9 protein-coding genes are annotated in these 20,590 nt (G+C 45.3%); 1 reads left to right on the top strand and 8 read right to left on the bottom strand.

Annotation, left to right across the window (positions count from 1 at the left end; genetic code table 11):
• Positions 1-42: 42 nt before the first annotated feature.
• Complete coding sequence (locus FHW36_RS06540) at positions 43-411, bottom strand: VOC family protein (protein ID WP_145664215.1); 369 nt, start codon at positions 409-411, stop codon at positions 43-45.
• A gap of 58 nt (positions 412-469) precedes the next feature.
• Here FHW36_RS06540 and FHW36_RS06535 point away from each other — a divergent pair, with 58 nt between their 5' ends.
• Positions 470-856, top strand: coding sequence for an SRPBCC domain-containing protein (locus tag FHW36_RS06535; RefSeq protein WP_145664204.1), 387 nt, complete (start codon positions 470-472; stop codon positions 854-856).
• A gap of 420 nt (positions 857-1,276) precedes the next feature.
• Here FHW36_RS06535 and FHW36_RS06530 read toward each other — a convergent pair whose 3' ends face one another.
• The 7 genes from FHW36_RS06530 to FHW36_RS06500 form a co-directional block, all read right to left on the bottom strand.
• A complete protein-coding gene (locus tag FHW36_RS06530; RefSeq protein WP_145664197.1) occupies positions 1,277-1,576 on the bottom strand; it encodes a hypothetical protein in 300 nt (99 codons plus the stop codon).
• A gap of 351 nt (positions 1,577-1,927) precedes the next feature.
• The gene (locus FHW36_RS06525; RefSeq protein ID WP_145664194.1) at positions 1,928-2,260 is read right to left on the bottom strand and encodes a hypothetical protein; all 333 of its coding nucleotides are present in this window, start codon (positions 2,258-2,260) and stop codon (positions 1,928-1,930) included.
• Positions 2,261-2,805: 545 nt separating this feature from the next.
• On the bottom strand, positions 2,806-3,240 hold the full coding sequence (locus tag FHW36_RS06520) for an SMI1/KNR4 family protein (protein WP_186452322.1): 435 nt from the start codon (positions 3,238-3,240) through the stop codon (positions 2,806-2,808).
• Between the two features lie 8 nt (positions 3,241-3,248).
• Positions 3,249-12,083: an RHS repeat-associated core domain-containing protein gene (locus FHW36_RS06515; RefSeq protein ID WP_145664188.1), complete on the bottom strand. Its 8,835-nt coding sequence runs from the start codon at positions 12,081-12,083 to the stop codon at positions 3,249-3,251.
• Entirely contained in the window at positions 12,052-12,798 is a 747-nt protein-coding gene (locus FHW36_RS06510; RefSeq protein WP_145664185.1) for a hypothetical protein, read from the bottom strand. The genes FHW36_RS06515 and FHW36_RS06510 overlap by 32 nt, the downstream gene beginning before the upstream one ends.
• Before the next feature lie 4 nt (positions 12,799-12,802).
• Positions 12,803-14,026, bottom strand: coding sequence for a hypothetical protein (locus tag FHW36_RS06505; RefSeq protein WP_145664182.1), 1,224 nt, complete (start codon positions 14,024-14,026; stop codon positions 12,803-12,805).
• Between the two features lie 15 nt (positions 14,027-14,041).
• On the bottom strand, positions 14,042-20,581 hold the full coding sequence (locus FHW36_RS06500; protein ID WP_145664179.1) for a DUF5977 domain-containing protein: 6,540 nt from the start codon (positions 20,579-20,581) through the stop codon (positions 14,042-14,044).
• Between the last annotated feature and the right edge of the window lie 9 nt (positions 20,582-20,590).

Below are 20,590 nucleotides of genomic sequence, written 5' to 3'. Positions count from 1 at the left end.
TTGTCCGAAAGCGAACAAGATATGGCCATAAATGGACATCTGTTACGCCGGTTGCTGTATAATCACGCACACATCCTCCGTATCTCTCAAGGCAAATTCCAGCGCGCCCCAGGGCTGTAACCTGACCTCATTGGCGTTAGGATGCAACCATTCCGGATGCCGATCCTTTACCTGTTGATACACCGCCTCAATATCATCTGTTTCCAGCCTGACCTGTGGACGGTCTTTTAAGGCCCATTCCCTGTTTTCCACCAGGTGGATTACCAGCGTATCGCGCTTGATGATGCCAAAAGGCTGATCGCCCGTATCATCGCGGTAAGCCAGTTCAAAACCCAGGATATCTACAAAAAGCTGTAAGCCCACGCCCATATCAGTGTAAAAAATAGTCGGGATCAGTTTGGTAAATTGCATACACCCAAATTTTACAGGAAAGTAAATAATAATTCGCCAATTCAGTAGCTTTGATGATATGAAAGATTACAAAAAACATTTTATTCTCGCCGCCCCGCCGGAAGAAGTATACGCCGCCCTCACCAACCCCGCTACCATCCAGTTGTGGACGGGAGAAGTAGCCGAAATGTCGACCGAACCAGGGTCGGAATTTGCACTCTGGGAAGAAAGCATCGTAGGACGCAACCTCGAATTTGAAGAAGGGAAGAAAATAGTGCAGCAATGGTATTTCGGCGAAGAAGAAGACGAAAACCCGTCGATTGTTACGATTAAATTACACCCTTCGCCGAAAGGCACGGACGTAGAGTTGCGGCATACAAATATTCCCGATGAAGCGTATGAAGATATGGTAGCAGGGTGGAATGAACAGTACTTTGGGTCGTTGATTGATTTTTATAAGGATTGAGGGTTTTGTTAGTGGAGATATTAAAGCCCTGCAATGCGGGGCTTTTGAATTTATTACTTACTGAGTCCTGCCTTATCCCCCTTGGACTCAAACCCAGGAGCTACTGATTAAGAGTCAGTAGCTCCCGGTAAGGATGCAAAGCAACCAATTCGAATTGCCATATTTTCAGCATTTCAATGCGTCATTGGAATATGTCAAGGGCAATTTTCATTCGCCGTGAATCTCCCGTCAATTCAATATCTGACTCACTACTTGCAAGATACTCCAGCGCACCATTCATCCAGGCTAACTCAGCTGAAATATCTTTACACAATTGCTTATATCGATTTAAAGTCACCTCGGCCTCTTCTTTTGGATACAAGGTAAATCTACATCCCAATACCAAGTAAACTCCTATGCACGTTTCTAATATATGTCATTTTAAAAGCTCTCTGGCATTTCATCTGGTGGAATGTCATTCTTTCTATGTTCTTTAATCTTATCTATCACGTTTTCCGCTGACAAATCACCGTCAAACAATTCTACTTGTAGCTCCTCAGCCCTAGGCGAATTAAAATAGATATGCTCAACTTTGAAAACTCCTTTGTACTTTGATATAATAATGCGCAGAAATCCTTTATAATATTCGTATAGTTGGAAACACCTAACACCCATTTCCTTATCCGCCTCGGTTGTTTCAATTTCAAAAAAACCTAGTTGCATTAATTCCTCTTCATGCATAACAACCATTTTATTATAATTTCTTTAAAAACATTCTCTGAATATATAATTCAAAAATATTCTTAGGAAATCTGTTCCCAAAACACAATCATTATATCAACTTCTCCTATCTTAGGGAAAATAAAATTTTCACTTACTACTTTAAAATCGAGGTTTTAGACTTCAATATCCAGTATATCTAGTAGAGCCACCACTATTTCAGCCATCCTATTCTATTTCAAATAATAACTTCTTGGGTAAGGAAATCTCCATCCTCCTCTTTCAATTCTAAACATCTGGCAGCCTATGCAAGTCTCGCTTTAATTGATAATGTACTGAGAAAATCGACCAAGTATTCCATCTAACATTTTTTTAAAAAATAGTTGACATATCTACTTCACCTTGATTTATAAAACCAAATCCCTCCCGACATTTTGCCAGTTTACTGAGAATAAAAGAAGGAATGTCGGAAATGTTTAAAAATATACTTGGCCAAGCCAACAATTGATAATTTGCATCTTCATTCATTGAATCATCGACTCTGTCATAGCAAAAGAGACCTCTCCTTGCGTAGTATAAATTATTCTCCAGGTATATTTCATTCAATAATATTCCAAGATTGACATTAACATCGTTTCCCAATAATTCAGGTAAGCTATTAAAGTATTCTGACACTTCATCCAAATTAACATCTGCAATTTGCACAGGAATTCCACCTCCATTAGATTTAAAGAAGGCGATGTGTCCATTGCTATCTAAAGCGTGCCATTATAAATCCAGCCATTCAAATGGCACTGTGATATTAGATATATAACCTTTCAATATTCTCTCTTTACTTCAGCAATTTATTGAGCAAATCTAAATAGTTAGCAATTGTGATTATTTACTTACTTTCTATACGCCTGAAAAGACTAAAATCGCTGTATATATATTGACATTATCTACTCCATAGGCTCACGAAAGAAGCGTTTCCATCAATGTAATAGAAGCAAGTGCCAGATTATACATAACAAAGTATTTTAATCAAATTAAAAAAAACTATACAATCTGAAGTTACCCCAATGGAAATATTTTTTGCTTAAATTCTTGTTTTTTGCAACAAACAAAAGGGTCAATTTAATACGAAATGATCATTACCTATCAAATTATCTCAACCGCAAAAACTAATACTGCAATTTTATTGCCCGCCTGATGCATATAAATATTATAGTCAAACCAATTTGCTTCAGTAAGAATATTATGCAATATTTTCAATCGACTACGAATCCCGACATTTTCAACTCATTAGTAAAAAAATCTGCCAAGCAGCTCGCAATTATCTTTATGGATTCTTCTCCTTCACGATAAAAATATATTGGTGGGTTATCTCCATTATTAGTCGGAAAAAATGCGAACTGATATCCTTGATGAGACCAAAAAACAAATGTTTCATCCGGAAGACTAATTCCTCTTTCACTTAACATATCCTCAAAATCCTCTCTCAGAATAAACAGTTCTTTATAGAAGGCTGATGTTCCGCGCATAAACTGTCCTGCATCTTTACCCATAGAAAAAAGAAATGCTTTATATACGTCAGGCAGACGTACATTAAAATAGCTCTCCAACTTTTGGACCTCCGATTGAGAACAGCCTTTTAGGCTATTATCTCTAGTTCGCAAAAACTGTTCAATTGCATGTATATCCATTATGATTATCATTTATTTTTTACTCCAATACCATTTATAAGTTTGAGGTCAACCTTTTTATAAAACTGTCTTGATTGCTCTATAATACCTGTGCATGAGCCACAAGCAGCTCTTTCAGTAGTTAACTTCAACACTCCTGTCACATTATCAGGATTGGAGTGCTCAGCAACAAATGCTTCCATAAGTTTCGCTTCTGTATCAGAATAGGCATCACGACCAATAAACTTATACTGAAAAAACCTATTATTGGCATTGACTGAATAAATTGTTCCAGGGAGTGATTCATCACCACTAATAGCGATCCAATTTATTCGCCCACCGTTTACTACTCCTTCTAATAAACCGATGTTTTTAGTCCTCTTGACACCATAAATATCTCTAATGAAGTCGATCTTTGTTGATGCTTCCCTAATTTCTAACATCTTTCCGAATCCACCTCCCACTGTTAATCCAAATATGCCTTCACCTATCCCCATTTCCGCCATTGGCATAAGCATATTACGCGAAAGATTACTGAATGTTTTATTAGTGGATAACTTGTGCCATCCTGGCTCACTACCATCTGCATTCCAACCAACAGCTAAAAATGCCTGTTGTGATTGAATTGCACGCTGTCTGTTGCCATAATAACCTAGATTCGGAGTAGCCCCAATACTACTACTACTGCCACCAACAGAAGCACTCATCGTCCTAAACCAGTTTCTTTGAGAAGCAGTTGCTTTATTATAGGCTATCACAGCTGGATGCTCCGAATTTGGGGAAACAGCCGTATTATCTCTCGGAACTCCATTTGTATTTTTTCCAGCTGGTGAATGTTCCAGACCATCTTCATCGATTCCATCTATAGGTCTATTACTCGCAAATTGATATGGCGTTAATTCGGGGTATTTGGGTGATAAAGGATCAACGCTCAAGAACTTAGCTAATCGTGGATCATATATCCTAAACCCATAATCCTGCTGATTCCCTTCTCCCTTCACTTCATTATCATTCTCCTTCCCGTTAAACCCATACCTATAAGAACCAACTCCCCCACTCGCACCACTTCCGCCATTTCCACCGGCATAACTACCATCTGCCAGATAGGCTGTAAACGTATCTCCCACGCCGGAATCAAATCCTTCGATGAACGTGACATCCGTGGAAGCCACATATTCCGAAGGCTGATTATTGGAGCGACTACTAATCGTCAAACTAGCCGGTACCGTATACCCATTTACGTTATCGCTGCCGGCAGCCCATCCACCGGCGGTTAATTTGCCACCACGACCAGGCATCAGGGAGCCAAACGGATAATAATCCTGGGCCGTAGTGATGATGGGATCGAAGTGGTCAACGGTAGTACCGTTTATCGAAATGGGACGCTTGCGGTCAGAAATGGTAGCCAGTACGTTGCCCAGGTGATTACTTAATTCAAAGACCTTATTACCCCTGTTAAAGATAGTATTTATTCCATTTCCTACGCCAGGGAGGGTAACTACTACCGGGGTAGCAACATGCTGCACATTCACATTCTGGTTCAGGATACCCAGCCGGCTACTGCCGTAGATATGTGATTCTGTGAGAGTTAGATCCCCGCTGTTAACCGCAGTGTTGCCGAAAGTATAAATACCCATTACATTGCCGGTAGCATCGCGGACATACCAGGTTTCGGCATTTTTCACTTTTTTGCTGATACGATTGCCCGATACGTCGTATGTGTAAGCGATGGTGGTGCTGTCGGCCTTCTTAACACGTTGTATTTTGCCATATACCGTCCAGGAAATGCTATCCTTGCCTTCGGCTATCAAATTGCCGATAGCATCATATTGATAATTGCCGGGCAGCTGCTTATCCAGGTCGGTGGAATAGTTTTTACTATCTACCTTATCATCTACATAGTCGAGCTGATTGGAATTCAGCTTGTAGCTGTACATCAGCGAGTCCATGGACATGAACTTGCCGCCCAGGGAACCATTACCGTTACGCATATACGATTGTATGTTGCCATTGGCATCGTATGTAACATTTTCTGCGAAGTCCTGCAATTTAGATGGGCTCCAGGTATTAGTGGTGGTATTCAGGCCTTTGGCGGCAGTCATGCTGCTCAGGCGGTTCAGTACATCATATCGATAAGTGTACAGTAGCGGCGTTCCTACAGCAGGTAGGTTTACGCTCATAGCGGCAATGTTGCCATTATACAGCGGTTTGAAGATGCTGGTATCATTCCCTGGTCCTGTGGCAAATTTTGCAGTGTTGCTGATGGCTTTGTAATCGTTATCTCCAAAATAATGTAACCCATATCCAAAGGCATCTCTGGCTACCAGGCTGCCGGTATTGCCATCGCTGCCCATATCAAAGGCAGGAGTTAAGGTGGTGCTGTTTACTCCTTTCAACCAGCCTTGCAGTGTGTAGGCATAATCGAGTCCCTGCACCTGTTGTTGACCAATGACAGACCTGGCCAATGGCCCATGTTTATAGTACTGGTAAAAGGCGTCGTTTTCCCAATAGAAATAGTCGGTGCTGGTTTCTACGTTGGTGATACGGTTTTCTGCATCATATGTATATCGATGATAGAAGGCGTCTGGCATGCCGGCCTGGTATGCCACTTCGTTAACTTTACCCGATACCAGGTCATAATTATATTGTAGCTTCTTGAAGCGGTTATTATTATCTCCCATGGCGCCCAGGCGATAGTCTTGCAGCAGCGTATCCACATTTCCGTGGATATCATAGCTGTAGTAGGTAGCGCTGGCATGACTCAGGGTATTGATATCCTGACCACTATTATATACCGCACTCCACGCCACCCGGTTACGCAGGTTAGATGCCACCAGCAGCGGCGCTACGGGTGAATAGGCCGCGTCATACACCGTTACCGTTACTTCCGTTTTGGTAGATGCTGCAGCCGCTAACCATTGCTGTAAGCTGGTATTATTGCGGCTTACCAGGTTGGTAATGGGGGTGAGAGATTTAAGCTGCCCTACTTCCGTAATTCTGCCCAGGTAGTCGTACAGCGTATAGCTGTATAGGTTATTGATTCTTTGTTGCGCATTCTGCGATACCGCCAGTCGGCCTAAGCGGTCGTACCAAAAGCGGCTTAAACCACCGTCGGGCGACCGCTGCTCTACCACCTGGTTCAGGGTATTGTAGCGATACTCTGTTACCAGGCTATGTGCCGGCACTTTACGCGTGCCATTTGCCCGGGCGGCACTTACGCCATTCAGCCAGGTATCAGAACGATCTAATACCACGCCGGCGGGAGGTACTGTTTTAACCAGGTTACCCGCCTGGTCATAATAATAAAGGGTATAGTGATATTCACTTAAGCCATGCGCCATGGTGAATACTTCCGCTGCAGCGGCTTGCTTACAGCTGGCAATATATGCCTGGTCAAAGTCATTACGCAGGGAATCTACCCGCGATTTATATATCTCAACGGCAGTGTTCAACAGGTAAAAACTGCTATCGGTACAACTGTTTTCAGTAGCTACCGGTACATAGTCAAATACAGGCTTCGACTGGCCACATAACAGCGGGCCTTTGTACAAGGTCATGGCCCCATTTGCTCCACCCTGGCAATAATCGTAGTTGGTGGTAAAGGATGCGGTACCAACAGTGGAATTACTGTTAAATGAGGGATAATTAATCATCTCATTTATACTCAAAGTAAAAGTACTTACCGTTACCGGGAGAGGATCTGCTGACATTGCCACCGTAGTATCGTTACAAGCAGCCTTACCATTTAGGTCGTAGGTAAATAAAGTAGCATTGCGTCCGAAAACGGCGCCTTCTACGATCGAATTATTTCCCGGCCCCAGCACCAATTTTCTCACCCAGCTTCCTGCAGCGGTCTGCTGCAGGCGCCTGGACCACGACAAGGCACCATTGGCAGCCAGCTTAGCCACGTAAATACCGTTATTGGGTTCGTCCAGGTTCGGTGCTAAGAGTACGCTGCCATCGCTGAGTAATTCAGATCCAAGGAAATAAGTATTAGGATAACCAGATTCCAACCCTGTAAGCCGCACTCCCCGGCTTACACTACCGTCAAGTGCAATGTCTACCACTGCTCCGCGACCATTGGATGACCCCATGTCGGTGGCTCCTGTCATGGTTAACCGGTAACCAGTTCCGCCAGGTAATTTATACATCGCGGAGATATCAGACTTTTTATCATCCTGGTTATACAACCGGCCACCCAGGTATTCTCCCGTCCCCTTATTAATTCCGTTCAATGCAAAATCATACCTGCCGCTAACGTAGTACAAGCCGGCCATCACCAGCGTATCACCATCTTCCACCATCGCCTGAGCAATATCGCCATAAATGGATCCCATTTTCCTGATCCATTTCACCGTTCCTGCACTGTTTAACACGCCTACCATCCAGTCACATTGAGCAGAAGTAGCGTTATGCATCCCTGTAAAGGCAATATCTCCATTGCTTAGCTCTATGATATCACGGATTTCATTGCCATCCGTACCACCTGTATAAATGCCTTTATTCCACACTACATTACCGGCAGCGTCCAACCGTACGATGCTGGCATACCCGCCCTGGGTAGGTGTTATGCCGTCGTCTGTAAAGGTGTTGTTCAAAGTACTTCCCGCCGCAATAAAACCTCCGTTGGCCGTTTCATTTACTTTCATAAAGTGATCCCGCTGGCTACCTGCGTCAAAAGTCTTTGTCCACATTACTTCCCCGTTGGCTTTTACCTTCATCAACAGGGCTTTATCATAGGTATTGGTATTGGCGATCAACGTAGCACCAGCTATGATCAAGCCCCCATCCTGCGTGCGTTTGATATCGATGATCTTTGCACCGGCGCCATTCAACAGGGAAATACTCAGTGGCTGTTGCCCCACCACCGTATCTCCGTAGCCGCTTCGCTGACAGCTATCCCGGAAAACCAGGTAATCCACCACCGATAAACTATATCCCAAACGGTTATTCATATAATTGGCAAACAACTCGTTCTTCCGCTGCTGCATAGTATCTGCCTCTGGAATCAGTGGCGTAATGCCCGGATAAGCTGCTGTGAACGTAGCATATAAGCTATCTACCACTTTGCAGGTAGTACAAGGTGCAGGACTATAACATTGAAATGCAGGAGGAATATTCACCACGTGGTCGATATAAGTACAAGCCCCGGAAGCATTGCAGGCATCCAGTAAATCATTGAGTTGGGCCTGGCTGATATTAAGCTGACGGGTTCTCATCAGGTACGCAGAAAATGTTTCCTGCCCGAGGTGTGCCAGGTCGTACTCCCGCTTCATGGTTGTTACCTTGCCGCATTCACAATCTCCTGGTTTGGTAAGCACCGGCATATTGCTGGTAACTGACTGCGCATTATAAGCCGCAGGTGTTTTGATCAACAACCCATTACATACATTCCGATCGGCCGTAATACCATGGGAGGTGTTATAGCTGTTAATTACACTTTCAAACGACCTGCTCTGATTATTCGCATCCGGCGGCGTAGAACTGGCCCCCATGGGATGCGCACTGTCGGATCCATCCTTACATACCTGCAAGAGCAACGCCTTTACATCTTGCCATTGCGCCGGTGTATACTGACAAGGCGCCAGTTGATTCATCCAGGTATTTACATACGAATTGCAATTCTGATCATAGGATTGTTGCTGCGCCTTCTTTGCGGAATCAGTCATAGCTGCTTCAGTGCCTGGATTCAATACATAATCGTATCCACCATTTTGCATAATGGCAGTGGCATTAGGGAAATCAGGCACCATGCCCGCCTGCACCAACGTGGCAGCACTTACTTTGGCGGCGCCCGCCGGACAAATAGCTGTCTCCACCAGGTTATCTATATACTTCCTTTTTTCAGACAGGTAGGCCTCTCTGAAACTACGCCATATCATATTTAAATCTCCGGGGCAAAGCGAGCTCTCATTGAAAACACTTCCAGGACCACTAAAGTTACTGGCACAATTACTATCGTTCTTCTTACATAATACAGCGATGGCGCTGTAAGCGTAGATAGATACCCCATTCTTATAACTGGTCAAATGACTTTCAAAATCTCCTTTATACGCTCCCGCTTTTTCGCTCACCAACGGATCCTGCCTGGACACATTGGTGCCATAAGCGGCAAATACGCCACCCGAACCATTGGTGGGGTTGAGGTAACCACTATCTTTTGCAGCCTGGTAAGTATCTACCGCCCCAAACTTAATATCCCATAGCTGGCTTTCCTTGTGGCGCTCTGATTCCAGTAACTTACAATATTCGGGGTGATAAGGCAACAAAGCATCTGCCCAGGATGGCTGGAACTTCGCGGCAAACTGTGTTGGTAACAGCTGCTGCGGTGTTACCATCTTGTCTATCAATTCATCCAATACCATGGAGGGATTGCCATCCGCATCCCGGTAAATGATCGTGGTGTCTTTATAACGGGGATTTACTGCGCCATTACCATTATAGAAGATGGAGTATTCATACCTTGTACTATCTGCATTGGCATATTGCCCAGAAGGCGCCGTCATATCAGCCAACATTGCCTTACGAATAGATGCCGATTCCGGTATTTTCTGACAGAGCAGGTCGCAGGCGTCAACGGCTTTAGTCCAGGCAGCATTCAGCTCATTACGGTAGTTTGCCGAGTCGGCCAGGTTCCATCCCGCCTGCTGCATATACCGGGTTACAAAACTGCTGTAGGTGCCCAACCCCGCGAGGCAAGACTGGCAGGTAGGTTCACACGTGGTGCCGCCCATCAGCGTACGTTGTTCCTGGATAATTTTATCCAGTGAAGTACATACATTCCCCTTCAGAAAAAGATTGTTGCGGTAGTCGTTCAGGGCAGCCTCGTTAATCCTCAGCGTTTTGGTGATATCGTAGGAGCCTTTCTCCAGCCATAGGCTGAAAGACACCGTTATCGGGGCCGGAGTGTTACAATCGGATATTACTGTTCCTGCATTATAGTTGGTAAATGTTTTAATCACCGGTTGTCCGCCCAACAGTTGATTATAAGAATCGTCGGTGATCTTGATCTCCAGGTCAAATTTCCCGATATAGCAAACATCTACACCATTGCAGTCTTTCTTCTTCAGTACCGGCGGTACCAGGGTGTAAGAGAAAGTATAATACTCCTTCCGCTCCACCAGCTGCGACTTCCTGGTACTCATCTCTAAGTCATGAAAATCAGTTTTTCCCACCCCGCTTAAAGTTTCTGTTACCGGGGAAATAATGTTGGTGGGCAAGTCTTTTAGCCGGCCACTGTCTGCGCCACCTGCCAATGCAGTAGCCACGGTACGTCCGTGCATGTCCTGGTAAGTAACGCTATACTGGCCATTTGCATCCCGTACCATATTTTTGAAGTAGTGCGACTCATCTCCTGCATCTGTTCCAAAAATGGCATCCAGTTCTTTCTGGGCTGCGCTACCATATGTATATACTGTTTCATGGCCGCTTCTCAGCTTATAGTCTACCCCTACTCCGCTCTGGCGGCTAATCCTGCCGGTATTATCAGGAGTATACACCGTTTCTGTGAAAGGGTATCCCTGCGCATCCGGCACAAATCTCTCCAGGCCCTGTGCTGCATTGGGATTCTGCGGGGAATAATAATTAGCAGCGCCTTTGCCGGTACCCATAGGGTTGGCAGCCACCGTTAAAATCTGCGTGGGATCTGTTAGGTTATCGTACTGGTCTTTGTCGTACTCAGCGCCATTGACGGCCGTATTAAAGCCTGGCCGGTACTTCATAATATTTTCCAGTGTAGGCGCCGGTAGTACCTGGATAACAGGTCTTCCCTGGCGGTCGTACATCGTTTCGGCTACCGTGGTAGTTTGTGTGGTATTATCCTTTGTTACCGTTTGCCTGGCTAGCATCGATCCGTCAAAGTACTGCACTACAGCCTTACGTTTACCATCTTCTGCGAAACCGATACTAGATTGCCAGTTAAGTTTACGCTGATGCCCGGTAAAATTGAAGGCCACCATGCCATTGGCAAAATCACTGCTCCAAGAGGTAGCGGTACGGCTATTTTTTTCTTTCACCTGCACTGCCCTTACCCTAACGTACAGTACGCCCCCGTTGTCATATAATAACGGTATAGCGTATACGTTCTGGCTAACACTTACCCTGGAGGCATTATTACGAAACACCAGGTTGCTATTCAGCGGGTTGCCATAACGCTGGTTGACTAAAGCGGTGGAATCTACATATGCCCACTCCAGGTCATATTCGTCGGCGCCGGTTACGGCATCCCAGCGAACGGTCAGCTCGTCGGTAGAATCTGTATTCGGAGCATTTACATAACTGATATTTTTAACGGCATCATTCACAGCATCCAGCTTAAAAACCGGCTTCACGTTCATTTCATTCTCCAGCACTAACATTCCCAATACCGCCGGGTTGCTGACGGTGACGCTGAGTAATTTAACATCTACCCGGTGTGCATCGCTAAATACAAAGCTACTACGGCTATTATACGACGTAGTGGTATCATAGTTAATAGCGAGCGTCCTGTCTACCGTACCTGTAGTTTGATCGGGCTTGGTATAGGTAATTCGCACATTGGCGGTAGCCGTAAAAGCTCCGCCCGGATATACCGGACTATATTCATTCAATTTGAAGGTAACCGCATTTTTAACCGGGTACGATGCTTCCAGCTTAGGTTTTAGCGTAGCGTCAAAATAGGCGCTATCCTGTACCATTACGGAAGCATTCGCTACCAGCTCGCCTTTGCTACCATCCAGCATTTTCTTTACTGTAAGGCCAGTTTGAGCCAGCAGCAGGCCAGGATTAAGCCACTGGCCTGTCAGTATTAACAACAATAATATTATTCCACGTATAGGGCGCATAAATTCTATCTTATAGATTCGGGGATCCAATAAATACTTCATAGTCTTCGTATGCAGCGCTCGGAAGGAGCTTATCTGCCTTGCGGGTAAAAAATTGCTTTTCATCGAACAGGCCCGCATCAATATCGGCGGTACTATAATGACTGAACACTCCTTTTACCATTGCATAGCTGGTGCTGTCGGCATCCGCTGCTGACGGCGCCCCGGGCAAAAGTGCACGCTGGATAGCAAACTGTAACTGATGCACACGTGAAGTTTTACTATCCAGTTTAATTTCCATAAACCGGTAAGGAGCAGCGGCACCAAATCCAAACCGTATGGTGGTGGTATCCTTCTTATCAGTAATATTGCAGGTTTTAATGCCGGCTTGTTTCACCATAGCTCCAATCATCGCCATGGGTGAAGCGTTGAGGCTGTCTTTAGGTGCTGGTTTAGTCACATACATGAGTTTGTCTTCCTTAAACAGGGCGATATTATACCGTGCATTTTTCAGCACCACACTGTTTTGCAAAACAGAAAAACAATTACCTCCTGCCATTCGTATGCTGCCACTTAGCGAGTCGGTGATCACAGTTGGCTGTTCTTCATTGGCATAGGTGTAGCGTATATCAAAGGACAGCTGCCCTTTGCTATATACCGCACCAGCCTTGCTTAGGATGTCCATTGCTTTATCCAGGTTTTCCACTGTTTGTCCTTTGCCCTGAAAGCTGGCTACCAGCAAGCAAATACAACAGAGAATCCATTTCAAACGGTTCATAGTTTCAGGGATTTTCATCTTTAATAAGAGCGCTACGGGTTTCTTTAATAGTTTTTATGCCACGTTCTGTTTCCTTCTTCAGGCGCACCAACGTACCATCATCATCATATTCATAAAAGGTGGCATAATTATTTTCATCCAGTTCTCCCATCAGTCGCAATGAAACGGGATCATAGACAAAAGACTTCATATTGGCATTAAAAGGATGTACGCGGATATCATCGAAGTAAACGGCTGTACTACCCGTGGCATTGAGTGTAATGGTAAAGGTGGTTGCACCCGAAGGGATATCCACCACCATTTCAATCCGTTGCCAGCCCTCGATAATATTCCCCGAGGGCTTACCTACAATATTGCTGGTTCCTGTTTTCACCGTAACATTATTGTTGACATAAGTACTGCAACTACAGTTATTGGCTTCCTTTATCCATGCACCCACCAACATTCGTTTTCCGGCAAAGGGAGAAAACGATGGCAGTATTACCTTACCATCGGCCCGGATACTTTTGAGCGCTACACCGCTAACGCCGCAGGCGAGGCTACCTGTTTTAATGGTAAAGTCGAAATTCTCCTGGTCATCCGTCACTACAAGGGTACCCACCGCCGCGGCCTGTCCTGCTGCTACTTTCAGCGCATAACGACCTGTATGCACCATGGTAGTATCCAGGTTCGATTTATAAGGAGAGAAATCAAAATTCCGGCTGGACGAACAAGCCGTATCTATCTGGTTGTTGGAGAAATAATAATCCTCGAAGCCTTCAAAAATAGATTCCCGGTAACGCCCATTTTGTATAACAGCCACTGGCAGCGCATTGTCGTATCCATATAAACCGGAGTTATACCGGCCTAATGGATCTTTATTTTCCAGCTCCAGCCCCTTCACATTAAAAAGCGTGGTTTGCGCATTCCACACCCAGGTATTGCTGTCATACGCCGGCTTCAATGTACTATCGGCCTGACGATTCCAGAAAGGTGCGAAAGCAGCAAATGTGCCCGCGCTGCGGATATCTGCTTCCATAGACACCATAGAATCTTTCCGTTGGCCGTAATAGGTATATGTGCGGTAAGGACGCCAGTTACCAGCAATGCCCAAACTATACGGATTCACAGCAGTGTCCAGTACTGCGCTGAAACAGGTACCTGACGTATCCGGCCGCTCCAGGGCCGCTGCCTGCTGCCCGGAGAGCAGCAGTACAGCGAGTGTTATATATGTTATGAACTTATTCATAGAGATGATGAGTTGTTATTTGATGATGTAAGCTGGATCTGGTGTAATGGTATAGGTATATGTGTCGGTAACAGATGTTGTGGACCCATCTGCATTCTGATAAGAATCATATGTTGAGGTTGTCTGTTGCGGCAACACCAAAGAAGAACCATTGATAACATAGCTCAAATCTATTGTTTGAGTATTGTCTATAGTTTGGCCAGGACGTAGCAGGAGCGTTCTAATTGCTTCTGCGATGAAAACAGTTAAATTAGTAGCGTTGTATGGAATCGTACATGCTTCATCAGCATATAAACTTAATACCACATCTGCATACTTGGTGATCTTCCCTGTACCGTGTGTACCGCCAGTTTGCCCGGGATTAGTATAGCTTAATTTGATATACATTACACAATTCGCGTTCGCATTCGCATACGCCTGCCCTCCGCTGTTCACCTTCTGCAAGGTCTTAGCATTGGCATCCGCTACGCTGATATAAGAAGAATCGGTTCCTGCCGGTAGTGTATAAGCAATGGTATTTCCAACCAGGTTATTAGGACAGTCATTGCGGGTAAAGTTGTTACTCTGCGGCGTATTATAATAAATACATCTACCCGTGCTATTGGCATACGCTTGTCCCTCCGTATTTAACCTGGTTCTTGCCAGGGCATCGGCAGTGGCCTGATCCACGGTGGAAGAATCTGCGCCGGCTTTTACCCGGTAAAATACTGCTTCGCCTACTCCGGGCGAACATCCGGCTTTCTGGAACCACGCGCTGTCGGCCTTGCTGTAGAAGTAAGTGCAAGGCACTTTCTGCTTCGCGAGGTATTCGCCATTAAAATCAAGATAATCTGCGGCCAACTCATCTGCCATGCGCTGACTTACCACCGACTTAAACTGTCCTGCATCCACGGTGATGGTGACGTTTTGCGTATTGGCGCCACATGTAACTACATAAGTACGACTCAGTGCGGCATTTCTGAAGGTGTCTATAATAATACCTTGCTTCTTCCTGTCGGGTACTTTCCAGGTATCCTTAAATTCCGTAACAGATGCATTGATGATTTGAGAACTGTTATTTAAAACAAAGTCGTACCTATTTCCATTTTGTACCAATGGGTTACGCAACATACTTACGCTGCCGGCGCTTACATTGATATTCTTTCTTCCGGAGCGTATTATTTTAAGAGAAACATCGTTGCCAGTAAGTGGAGATCCATCTTCATTAACAAAGTAAATATCCGGGGTTCCACCTTTCAGTAAATTGGCATCTACGGCCCATGACTTGAACACAATCGGCCAACGGGCTATCTCGGGTGCGCAATCCGTTCCGGCTACTTTCCTTTTGGCATATACCAGCAGCTCATCGCCGGAGATGAAGTAATTATTAACACTTCCATTCAGTCCACTTACTATCCGCCCTTCCTTGATATTAATATGATCCATTACCAAGCCCACATTTTTGTAAGCGCCGCTCATCCCTTCGTATATCCACCCGGCGGGATAAGTAAAATTAAATACGGGATCATTAAACTCATTCTGAATACTGGTCAATACCGGTTCTCCCGTTTCTTCATCGAACAACAGGTTGCGCGTTACCACACGGCTTCCTTTGTCGACCACCACTACACTATCCAGTATGCCATGGCGGGTAATGACTTTGGTAGCTGCTACCGATCTGAAAACGCTTTCATCCCGCTGTGGCAAAGGGATCAACGATATCCAGTCAACAGGCCATATGCCGGCCAGGAAGAAGTCGCTATTGGCGTTTACACTAAAGGCGTTGGTGAGCGATCTTTCTTCTCTCATATCCAACATCAGGTCCATGTCTTTACCTACCAGGCTGGTGGATATCAAGCCTTTAGGGGAAATGGTCAATACTTTATTATCCAGGTGCTTTTCTGTGTTATTCGGATTATCTACTCTGTAAAAATTCTCCGTATAGGCGATCCAGTGATCCGGGTCCGATTCTGCATAACTTGCCTGTGAACGGAGCTTTCCGTTCATATCATTCAACTCAATTTTAAATCCTTGCGATACTGTCACCAGGCGCTGCGCATATATCTTCAGCAAACTACCCAGGGGGTTTCGGAAGTTCTTTTTGGTATCATCGTTGATAGGGGTATGTTCTACCAGTGTTGGAAAATCTTTGGTGGTATAAAAACAGGTTTCGTCATAACCGTTTACAGAGCGATTTTTCTTCGCATTAATCGTTCTTACCCTCACCTTGCTATATCCTACGGTGGGAGCCGGGAAAAACGATTCTCCCAACGGTTCTTCGGTATATCCTATGTTCACCGGCGCCAATACGCTCACCTGCTCGCGGTATTCCAGCGGCAAATGCCACGGATTTTCCTCCCCGCCGAGTACCGGCTCGTAAGCAGCCACTCCGCTACTGATATTGAGGGTATCTCCATTGACTATTTTGGTGGTGGTGTACTGGTATTCCTTTCCATATACAGACTCCCGCTGCCCGGTCATTTTATTCCACCGGTCATAGGTTAATATACTTTTCACACGATGGCCGCCACCATATTTTTTGAAATAGGGATTGTTCAATCGTACCACAGAGCGGTTGAGGTCCACACCACATGCCCAACCTCTCCCTTTGGCGTTCATTTCAAAACCTCGTATAGCCGCAGTAATATCCGGCACCTGGGTTAAAAGCACTTTTACCGCATCTGCCGGATCTGGGTCATCTCCTACATCTGAACCTGGATACGCTTTGGAAGGAAGGTTTAATCTCAGGAACTCGGTTGCTGCTTTTGATAACGGACTGCCCGAACCGTCATTTCCTTGTTTATCCACACCCGACAGCTTTACCCAGATAGTTTGGCCGTTGTTAATAAATCCATAGCCTCCCGCTGTGTCTATACGGGCATAACAAGGTACTGATTCATAACCACCTCCAAATTTGTCTGTGGGCATTTTAACATACATCCTGAAATACACTTTGTCAATACCATCCAGGTACCTGGCATATAATTCTCCTTTTGACTTTACAGCATAGGGTACATTGATGCCTACATATAAATATTCCTGTAACGGAAATGGCCGGTATAACTGCGGTAACAAATCTCCTGTTGATCCCGGTGCATTAGCGCTGAAACCGGCGATCTTGCACATTTGCATCGCCCGCTTGTTCTGCACATAAGCGTAATCATCGCTCTCATAATTAACCTTCAGGCGGCCTCCCGAAGGCATTACAATAGAATCCAGGGTCCAGGCGGCCACGCTGGCAGCAGCCAGGGTACTGTCTTGCAGCGCATACGGATATTCTGCATTGGTAATCAGGTTACCCGCAGTAGATCCGGGATTCTGTAAAGGATCCTTATAATTACCCCAGCGGTCGTACTTGCGCGCAGAATAGGATGGATTCAGCTTGTTGTAATTAAATACATATGCATTCCGGCGATTCTTTTCATCGCCATTATAGCTAAACCAAACCCGTTTCAATGTGAGCTTGCCACTATCGGCATGCTGGGCGTCGAATCCGTTGCTTCCCGGACACAGCTCATACGTGTACTCGAAATGTACGGTCTTCACAGGTGTGGGCACACCAGGTTTAAGGAAATCAGCTTTTGTATAAAGATCTATCTGGCTGAGACGTTTGGCCCCGCCATCGCTCTTTGCGCCGCGGTTATTCATCTGTAACAAGTCTTTACGTTGCTCCAGGCGAAAAACGGCCACCATATTTTTAGATTCTACCGAATTGAGGTACCAGAGTTCCTTCGTGCCGGATACATAGCTTCCTTTATCATCGCGGCTATCCGTTCGCATGCCCTCATTATAGGTGGCGCTGTCGGTATAAGGACTCCGCCACTGATAAGGATTCAGCTGACCAGCCACCTTGGTATAGTTAAACTTAATGGCATTGCCCGGATCATCGTCCGTAATACCATCTCCCTTAATGTCTACATAGTCAGGTGTAAGAATACCTGTCAACAGGTAGGAGTGTGCATACGGAGGTAGGGAATCGCCATTATAATAATGGTCGTTTCCTTTCTTATTAGAGGTAGCATCATCAACGGTTGGCGTATATTTCACCAATCCTTCTGTAGCATTCGCATCCACTTTTTCCACGGAAAAAGTCGCTTCTTTTTGTCCCAGGTTATACACCGGTATACCATATATGTACCGTCTTCCATCGCTATTCAACACATCAATTTCTGAGATATGATCTGCTTTACGGAAGCTGTTCACCCTTTTTTCATAGGAAATATTATTTACAACAAACGAGTCTACATTTTTTTGAAGGAAAAACTTATTAGCAGGGATTACCTGGAAATCTGGGTTAGGCCCCAGTGCAGCCGACCACCAGCTCATCTGCAGCACCGCATCTTTACCAGCATTAAAGTATTTTACAAACAGGTCGTATTGTTTTCCTCCTTCCAGGTTTACCTGGTAGGTGTTTGCTGTGTGGGAATGAAAAGCCATGTTACTGAATATATCCTCTCCATTCAACTTAAACTCAAAACCATCGTCAGTATCAAACTTAAAGAAATAGGCGCCGGATTGTGGTACTTTCAGCTTGCCCGAATACGTGGAGGAGAAATCCTCTCCCAGCTCCATCTCTCCCGGTTTCCTATTAACATTAAAAGAATCGATGATAGGGAAGTTCAGACGGGGCACCACCCTGTTAATAACCGGGTTTCTAAAATCTTTATCATTGAAATAAGTGGCCTGCAAACCATCGCCATCCCCGTAATATTCGTCAACCGCCACTACTTTCTTCATTTTGCCGGGGTAGGTATTTAGCTGGTAGTTCTCAATATATTTAGACAGCCCTACTTCCGCGGCCTCCTTAGCGGTGAGGTAAGTAATGATCTGTGTTCTTTTTTCGCGGGCGGGCTTTACTACATTAGTCTTGTTAAGGAAAATATCACCATCAGGCTTTCCACCCTGGTAAGTAGTCAATTTATTGGTAGAAGTAATGACAGCCGGGGCTAGCTGGTCCTGGCGCAAGCGGGGCGTTACCAGTCGATCTCCGCCCATGGCATCATAGAACGAGGTAGCATTGATTGTTTTTTCACCCGGGTTGCGGAAATAGGCGGCTTCAAAAGTAGTATCTGAACGACGAAATCCTACAGTTGCTGCCAGTGGATTGTCATTTTCCCAGGCGGCAGACCGGGTGAATGCCCGGGTAACATTTACATCTACTCCCGCATGAAAAATAGCGCCCACACCAATGTCGCCACCTATAGAGAAAGATTTGTCGCGGGTGGTCATCTGGTGATCAAATACGTAACCTATATCATTACGGTAAGCCCTAAAACTACCACCAGTGCCCTCTCCACTAATACTAAATATATCGAATGTATAAGAAGGTATAGCAATATTAGGCACTGCAGGCTTCTCGCGGAATGGTATTTCTTTTTCCCGGTTAAAATCCAGGAGAGCATTGAGGTTGCCTTTGCTGGATTGGTAGTTGAGATACCCATAAGCTGGCAGCGTCAACTTTTTATCAGCATCCGCAATATACTGATTGGTAACATAGCCACTCGCAAAGAAACTCGGATGCACCACCGTGAAAACTGCTCCCACTTTAAAAGTGGCCGTTATCAGGCTGCTGGTGTAGGGAATACGTATGGTAGGCGTATAGCCAGGGTAAGCAAAGGAATAGCTGGCGCCGTGGGAGGTACCTGTTCCATATTTGCTCCCCTGTGCATCTACCTCTCCTTTTTTTGAATAAGACCTTACTCCACCGGATACCTGCAAGGCTTTCATTCCCGACCTAGAGTTGTAACTGGCCCCCACAGACAAATTGCCGCTAAAACCTCCGCTCGATTCCGACTCCTTCGAGGAAAATCCAACACCAAGTGTAGGAGAAATAGATAAGCCTTCCTGGGAGTTATTAGTCATCGAAAGCCCCCCTGTAAAAGAGCCTTTCGCCTTGGCACCTGCTGATACAAAGGCATTCACGCTTGTTTCAATTCCCAGGCCTCTATACGAATTCTTAAATACGCCAATACTTGCTCCCAGGCCGAGGTTTATCGGGTTTCCTGCGAATTCAATATCTCCGCCGCCGCTTATACCAACGGTCCTGTTTTCTTTTATAGACACTTCTTTCGTAACAGAGTCTTTACCGTTAAAATCATCGGGAAGCCCTCTCATGTTGCGCGTAATTGTACCGGGATTAATATTCCAGCCGAGGCCTACCCAGCTGGCTTCCTGGTCCATGTTGATACCACTGTTATAACCCAGGGTAATGGGGTATCCGCCTACATCCAGTAACGGAATATTGTAAGTAAAATCTCCCGTAAAGAGATCCACCATATTATCATTACCAGCCCCGTGAAACTGCTCCATTTCCGGTTGCGTAGGGCCTCCCAGGTCATCCGATGCAGCTGCATCGGATGTTGTAGCCTTGTTGGCAACGGCTGTTCCGGCAGATCGGAATGATACCGGCAACACCTTGCTTATCGTAGCAGCGCTATTTGTATGATATACAGGGGGCATGTGCACCGGTAATACGGCGCCTGTTAATTGTAAGGGGATAACGATTTCCAGATAGACTACTGCAAGCATCGCGCCTGCAAATATTTTCTTTCCTCTCGCTGCTAAAGCCAATATCATGTAAATATA

The organism is Chitinophaga polysaccharea, assembly GCF_007829335.1.
Taxonomy (GTDB): Bacteria; Bacteroidota; Bacteroidia; order Chitinophagales; family Chitinophagaceae; genus Chitinophaga; species Chitinophaga polysaccharea_B.
Note: the sequence above shows the minus strand (reverse complement) of the source record. Positions and strands in the feature narration are given on the sequence as shown.